Origin of the sequence: Lapidilactobacillus achengensis, assembly GCF_003946655.1 — a bacterium.
Lineage (GTDB): Bacteria > Bacillota > Bacilli > Lactobacillales > Lactobacillaceae > Lapidilactobacillus > Lapidilactobacillus achengensis.
Genome location: NZ_RHOV01000040.1, coordinates 1 through 6,171, shown reverse-complemented (window position 1 = coordinate 6,171; position 6,171 = coordinate 1). Strand labels below are relative to the sequence as shown.

6 protein-coding genes and 1 rRNA gene are annotated in these 6,171 nt (G+C 49.7%); 3 read left to right on the top strand and 4 right to left on the bottom strand.

The genetic code is table 11. From position 1 onward, the window contains the following. The 4 genes from EKM94_RS12030 to EKM94_RS12015 form a co-directional block, all read right to left on the bottom strand. Positions 1 to 377, bottom strand: a 16S ribosomal RNA gene (locus EKM94_RS12030); the annotation flags it as partial. A gap of 1,143 nt (positions 378 to 1,520) precedes the next feature. Then, a complete protein-coding gene (gene serS, locus EKM94_RS12025; protein ID WP_125602366.1) occupies positions 1,521 to 2,801 on the bottom strand; it encodes a serine--tRNA ligase in 1,281 nt (426 codons plus the stop codon). A 423-nt stretch (positions 2,802 to 3,224) separates the two neighbouring features. After that, positions 3,225 to 3,767, bottom strand: coding sequence for a hypothetical protein (locus EKM94_RS12020; protein WP_125602364.1), 543 nt, complete (start codon positions 3,765 to 3,767; stop codon positions 3,225 to 3,227). Between the two features lie 44 nt (positions 3,768 to 3,811). Then, entirely contained in the window at positions 3,812 to 4,375 is a 564-nt protein-coding gene (locus EKM94_RS12015; RefSeq protein ID WP_125602361.1) for a GNAT family N-acetyltransferase, read from the bottom strand. Positions 4,376 to 4,525: 150 nt separating this feature from the next. Here EKM94_RS12015 and EKM94_RS12010 point away from each other — a divergent pair, with 150 nt between their 5' ends. The 3 genes from EKM94_RS12010 to EKM94_RS12000 all read left to right on the top strand — a co-directional run. Then, positions 4,526 to 5,356: an alpha/beta hydrolase gene (locus EKM94_RS12010; protein ID WP_125602358.1), complete on the top strand. Its 831-nt coding sequence runs from the start codon at positions 4,526 to 4,528 to the stop codon at positions 5,354 to 5,356. Positions 5,357 to 5,551: 195 nt separating this feature from the next. Next, positions 5,552 to 5,809 (top strand): hypothetical protein, encoded by a 258-nt coding sequence (locus EKM94_RS12005; RefSeq protein WP_125602355.1) that lies wholly within the window; start codon positions 5,552 to 5,554, stop codon positions 5,807 to 5,809. 54 nt (positions 5,810 to 5,863) lie between these two features. Further along, a partial coding sequence (locus EKM94_RS12000; RefSeq protein WP_164511239.1) for a hypothetical protein occupies positions 5,864 to 6,171 on the top strand: 308 nt, incomplete at its 3' end.

The window sequence follows — 6,171 nt, the reverse complement described above, 5'->3', positions numbered from 1 at the left end:
TCCCGTAGGAGTTTGGGCCGTGTCTCAGTCCCAATGTGGCCGATTACCCTCTCAGGTCGGCTACGTATCAATGTCTTGGTGAGCCGTTACCTCACCAACTAACTAATACGCCGCGGGTCCATCCAAAAGTGATAGCCGAAACCATCTTTCAAATCAAAACCATGCGGTTTTGATTGTTATGCGGTATTAGCATCTGTTTCCAAATGTTATCCCCCACTTTAGGGTAGGTTACCCACGTGTTACTCACCCGTCCGCCACTCGTCTCAACATTTTCTTCCGATGCAAGCATCTTCCGTAAATGTCGAAACTCGTTCGACTTGCATGTATTAGGCACGCCGCCAGCGTTCATCCTGAGCCAGGATCAAACTCTCATATAAAAGTTTGAGTTAGACTCAATTTTAAATTCATTAACTAGCGAATTGACTTCGCAAATGTTCTTTGTAGATAACGACCGAAATCGTTATCGACCCTGCACATTTATCGAAACTTTGTTCAGTTTTCAAAGGTCTACCTTGTCGCAAAAGCAACTTTTATATCTTATCACGCGGTCAATTCCTTGTCAACAACTTTTTCAGAAAAGGTTGTTAGAACAATGAATGAAGCGCTTCGATAATCGCTGTTTCGCAACACAAACTATCTTACCAACTTACACCTCTTTCGTCAACTAAAATTCAGAAAAAAGCAGAAAAAAAGCAGCGGTTCCAGAAATTGCGCTTATCGTTTATCCAATTCTTCGGTAAGAAACCTATGAAATAGGGAAAGTGAATACTCAACCTCGGCCAACTTGGCGCTTAAAAAATATTGGTCTAACGCCGCCCGGCCGGCCTGGTCATGGTGAAACTCGGCCTGTTTTCACCCAAAACGGTCTGGCCCCGATCATTTACAGAAAGTGGACCTTTAGCGACGCACAACAACGGCCGGCAACGCACGACTGACCCGACTCGATTAGTCCTGATTGATTGGTGCCGTTCGATTAGTCCCGGATGGTCATTTTCGTTCACTTGACTCTAGTTGAATGGTCCCGGTCGATCGCTCCTAGGTGATTAGTCATAGTCGATTGATCCCGGTCGATCGGTCCCGGTTGATCGGCCCAAGTTGATTGATCCCAATTGATCAGCCCCAGTCGATCAGCCCTAGTCGATCGCCCCTAGTTGATTGGTCCCAGTTGACCAACTGCGGCAACAATTTTTAGCCAACGCGTTTCCACCATCCACTGCGGCGGCAATCAACGGTGACCATCATTGACGGCAGAAACAGCAACAAAAAAGCAGGTCGGTTAGTCGCTGACTAACTGACCTGCTTGGCGCGCTGGCCGAGGCGTTCATAACAATGGCTGCGCTGAGCACCCGATAGCAGGCGCCAGCAATTCTGCCGAGATGCTCGTTGCAGAATTGTTGAATCACTAAATCGTTGAATCACTAAATCATCGATTCACAGAATTGCCGCATCACAGAATTGTTGAATCCAAAAATTCTCTAATCGCCAAATTACCGCCTGATTGCAGGCGAGCGCTGGGACGATTATTTCGCGGGGATCGTTTTGACACCATTCATATATGGCACTAGGGCGTCGGGGATCGTGATCGAGCCGTCCGCGTTCTGGTAGTTCTCGAGAATCGCCGCCACGGTCCGGCCGACTGCTAAGCCTGAGCCATTCAATGTATTGACCAGTTGGACTTTGCCATCGGCGTCGCGGTAACGGATCTGCGCGCGCCGAGCTTGGAAATCGGTACAGTTGGAGCAGCTAGAGATTTCCCGATACGTGTCTTGCGCGGGGATCCAAACTTCCAAATCGTAAGTTTTGGCAGATGAGAAGCTGGCATCGCCGGAAGCCAAGGCAATGACCCGGTACGGCAAGTTCAACTTGCGCAAAATATCTTCGGCGTCAGCGGTCAGCTTGTCCAACTCCCGATAAGAGTCCTCCGGTTTAACATACTTGACCATTTCCACCTTATTGAACTGGTGCAACCGGATCAAACCACGGGTATCGCGGCCGGCGCTACCAGCCTCTGAGCGGAAGCAGGGCGTCAAAGCGGTCAAGTAAACGGGCAATTGGGCCTCGTCCAAAATTTCGTGACTATAATAGTTGGTCAACGGGACTTCCGCTGTCGGGATCAAGGTCAACGGTTCGCCTTCATTGACGATCGTATAAACGTCTTCAGTGAATTTCGGAAATTGGCTGGTGCCAAACATCGCCTCATTGTTGACCAAATAAGGAGGGATCACCTCTTCGTAGCCTTCTTTGGCGTGTTCGTCCAGCATAAAATTGTACAACGCCCGTTCCAACTTGGCACCCAGACCTTTATAGTAGACAAAACGCGCGCCGGCCACTTTAGCGCCGCGTTCAAAATCAAGAATGCCTAATTTCTCGCCTAAGTCCCAGTGAGCTTGCGGCGTAAAATCGAATTCCCGCGGCGTTGACCACTTCCGGACTTCCTGATTGTAATCTTCGTTGGGACCAACAGGAACGTCATCGGCTGGGATGTTCGGCAACCGGACCAAAATATACTCGACCTGACTATCCAAATCGGCCAGTTCAGCGTCGATTGCCTTGATTTGATCGCCGACCTGACGCATCGCCGCGATCGTCGCGCTGGCATCGCCCTTCGCCCGCTTGATCTGCGCGATCTCAGCGGAAACTTCATTACGTTGCTTCTTCAACGCTTCCGTCGCGACGATTTTCTCCCGGCGGGTGCTGTCTAGCGCTAATAAATCATCGATCTCGCCGGCGGTTACGCCACGGGATGACAACTTCTCCTTGATCCAATCTGGTTTCTGGCGAATCAATTTAATATCTAACATTGCGCTCTCCCTTTCTATTTTTGGGTATAAAAAAACAGTCCTTCCCTATCTAGGGACGAACTGACTTCATTCGCGGTACCACCCAACTTCAAGCAGTCAACCTGCCTGCGCTCAACTGAATAACGGCCATGCCGTGCGACTCCTCGCCGCCCACTAGGAAATTGGAAGCTGTCGCGTGACGGTTCGCACCAACCACCGTCTCTCTGCAGGCGACATAAGATCTCCTCAACGTGTTTACTACATTAAATGTATCATTTTTTTGCTAAAAAACAAGGGCTACCCCACAATTCCCTGGAATTTTCCCGAGAAATTGAAACTTTGAGAAAATGGATCATCTGAAAATGAGACAACTAAGCAATGAGTTTTCCGAAAACTGAAGTCTCGGAAAAACCAACGCTTTGAAAAAGCCGCCAAGCGCGGTCGCTAATCCAAATGATACTCGAAAGTCGCCAAGCCGCGGGTCAGATCCTGTTGTTTGACCTGAAAACCAACCTTCTGATAGAGGTAACTGATCCGTTGGAAATCATCGCCACCATCAAACGAAGACAGGGACGCGTTGATCGAGGTCACCTCAAGCCGCTGGGCCAATTTGATCAACGCCCCCATGGACAGCTGGGCCAGGCCATGATTCTGATAATCGAAAAAGGCCAACTTCGACGCCGCGCCTAAAGTTTCTAAAACCGCAATATGAATTTGCTTCTGCCAACCGTCGTAATCAAACAACAACTGATTCTGAAAATCCGTCCGGATCCGCCCCTGGGAATCCAGGTTCATCCAAGGCGTATACACAAAAATCGAGTTGGTTTTCTCCCGGCGTTGGTCAAATTGGAAATCCGTGTAAACGATGTATTGTTCCAGATGTTGATCCACCAGAGGTAAATCGTTATTCGTACTTCGCATCACGCGAAGCTCTGGGTTGTTTTCAAGCTCTTTCAATCGGTGCTGAAACGAATCCATCTCTGCCATCCAATCACTCCATAAATTTTTACTCACAATCAGTATAACACAGCTTATCCGGGAAAAAAGTTCGTTTTTTCCCGTAACCGTTGCCATCTTGTTGGTGTCAACAAATAATATTTTTCTTGAGTTTGCTCAATAAACTTGAATGGCAGGGTCACTTCGTAGCGAAATTCAAAGCCGATTTTCTGCAAAAGCCTAGCAGAGCGCTGATTATTTTCATAATGGCCGGCCCAAACTTCGGTCAAGGCTAACTGCGGGAAAGCCCAGCCCAATAAGACTTGCAGCGCCTCGGTCATGTAGCCTTGCCCCCAGTATTCCTGTAGCAAAATAAACCCAAGTTCACGGGTGCGATCCAAACCGCTGGCCGGATCGACCCCGCGTTGATTCAACTCGACCAACCCGATCGCCGCTCCCGTCGCCTGCTGGACAATGACGAAACTCTCCGGCCTTTCCTGATAAATGTGCAGGACTTGTTGCACTTCCGCCGCGTTTCTGACAATTGCAAAGCCCGCGGATTGGTGATAAAGTGGCGTTGTTCCTAGCTTTTCGATCAAGTCAATATCTGCCGCTTGAAAAGGGCGCAAGCAGATTCGGCCGCCTTTCAATTCATTCATCTTAATGACCACCCCATTTGATTCAACCACTTCACCGCTGTTGATTTCCTGAAAAAACTGGCGATAATCATGGTTACTTTTCTCAGCCGTCTTCTATCTTACTCGAAATGTCACTAAAGATGCAAAAATTTTGTTAAGGAGTGAACCACTTTGCAAAAAATTCAATACGATTTCACGACCAAGCACCGGAACGGTCAGGCCTTACAATTGACCGGTTTCTTACATGAACCTGGCGCGCATTTGCCGCAGCAGCAGTGGCCGATCCTCTTCTTCATTCCTGGCGGTGGGCTGACCCATATTGAAGCGGATGTGGATGACAACATTGCCCTAGCTTTTTATAATCATGGTTTCTCCACGTTTTACATGGATTATCGTTTCCGGTCGGATCAGCAGCCGCTGTTGCCAGCGCCGTTGCTGGACGTGGCCAATGGTTTGCAAGTGATCCACGACCATGCCGCCACGTGGCATTTGGACAATGACAAAACTGTGCTGGCTGGCTTTTCCATTGGTGGGTTACTGGCCAGTTTGTTGGCGGACCTGCCGGAAAATCAGCAATTTCTCAGCGAGCACGGCTTAACTGGATCTACTTTAAAGAGTCAGGCGCTGATTTTGGGCTATCCCGTCACCGATCTGACCATGGGCTGGCCCCACACCCCCGCCGAATTGCCGGAAATCGCCGCTGACCCAGCCCTATACGTGGCGAAAAACTGGCTGACGCCGCAACATGTCCCCACCTTCATCTGGAATACGGTCACAGATGGCGCTGTTCCGCCGTTGAATGCCTTGGATTACGTCACGACTTTGGTCAAAATGGATCTGCCGGTGGAATATCACCTATTCCATCACGGTCCCCACGGCATGGCCTTGGCCACCAAAGCCACCGCCCGTAAGCCGGCCCATCAAGAAGCCCACGTGGCGCATTGGACGGGCTTGGCGATCGAATGGCTCAACGCGCTTTGGCCCAACAGCTTCAGCGATTGACCAGCTAGTTCGGAATTGTAGTCCCACTAAAAATGGAGCGACCAGATCAATTAATCTGATTGCGCCATTTTTTTGAACTGCTTTGTGATGACCGGCTGTTCCTAATCTTTCGCTTGATTGCAGGTGTGCTGGGTGTTGCGCGTGAGCGCAACCGGCTGGGACTGCTGTTGCGGACTGGAACGTGGTGGGCATCGTTTGAAGCCAATTCCAAAAGCGGGAATTGTCTTCAAATCGAGCCTTGTCCTAAGCGGCAAAGCCGCTAAGGACAATTTCACCACTGAGCCGCGCAGTCCCAGCCGGTTGCTAGGCAGAATTGAGCCGATCTGCAATCGAAGTTGGGTACCTGACGAAGTGCATTTGCAAGCTAGAGGTCAAACAAACGTCCACTTTTGGGGTGGTACGGCAATGCCAACAGATTCGGATTTGGAGACCGGGATACTTTGCGTAGGCTGAACATCTCTACTCGCATTCTTAACAATCCATTGGTGGAAACTTACCGATATTCAGTTGATTCGCCAAAATCTTGTCCGAGTTCATCAGACTGACTGTACTGGTGTCACCAATTTAAATCTTGTGACCACTAACCACGGCCGTCATTTGCGTGGTTCCCCATCAATTTACCATAGCTTGTCAATTGGCGTGAGTGCTCAAACGGCTGTTAAAACGTTGAGCGGCTGGAGCGGAGAAATTCGGGGTGAGATCGCCGTGAAATTGTCCTTGGCGGCTTTGCCGCTTAGGACAAGGCCTGATTTTGAGACAAGCCGCGTCCTTTGCGGATTGGCTCAAAACAGCGCCCACAGCGAGCTCACCCCGAA

Excerpts from the sequence above, each read along its gene's own strand:
- EKM94_RS12020 (WP_125602364.1), bottom strand. The coding sequence starts at position 3,767 with ATGGCAGAGATGGATTCGTTTCAGCACCGATTGAAAGAGCTTGAAAAC.
- serS (WP_125602366.1), bottom strand. The coding sequence starts at position 2,801 with ATGTTAGATATTAAATTGATTCGCCAGAAACCAGATTGGATCAAGGAG.
- EKM94_RS12015 (WP_125602361.1), bottom strand. The coding sequence starts at position 4,375 with ATGAATGAATTGAAAGGCGGCCGAATCTGCTTGCGCCCTTTTCAAGCG.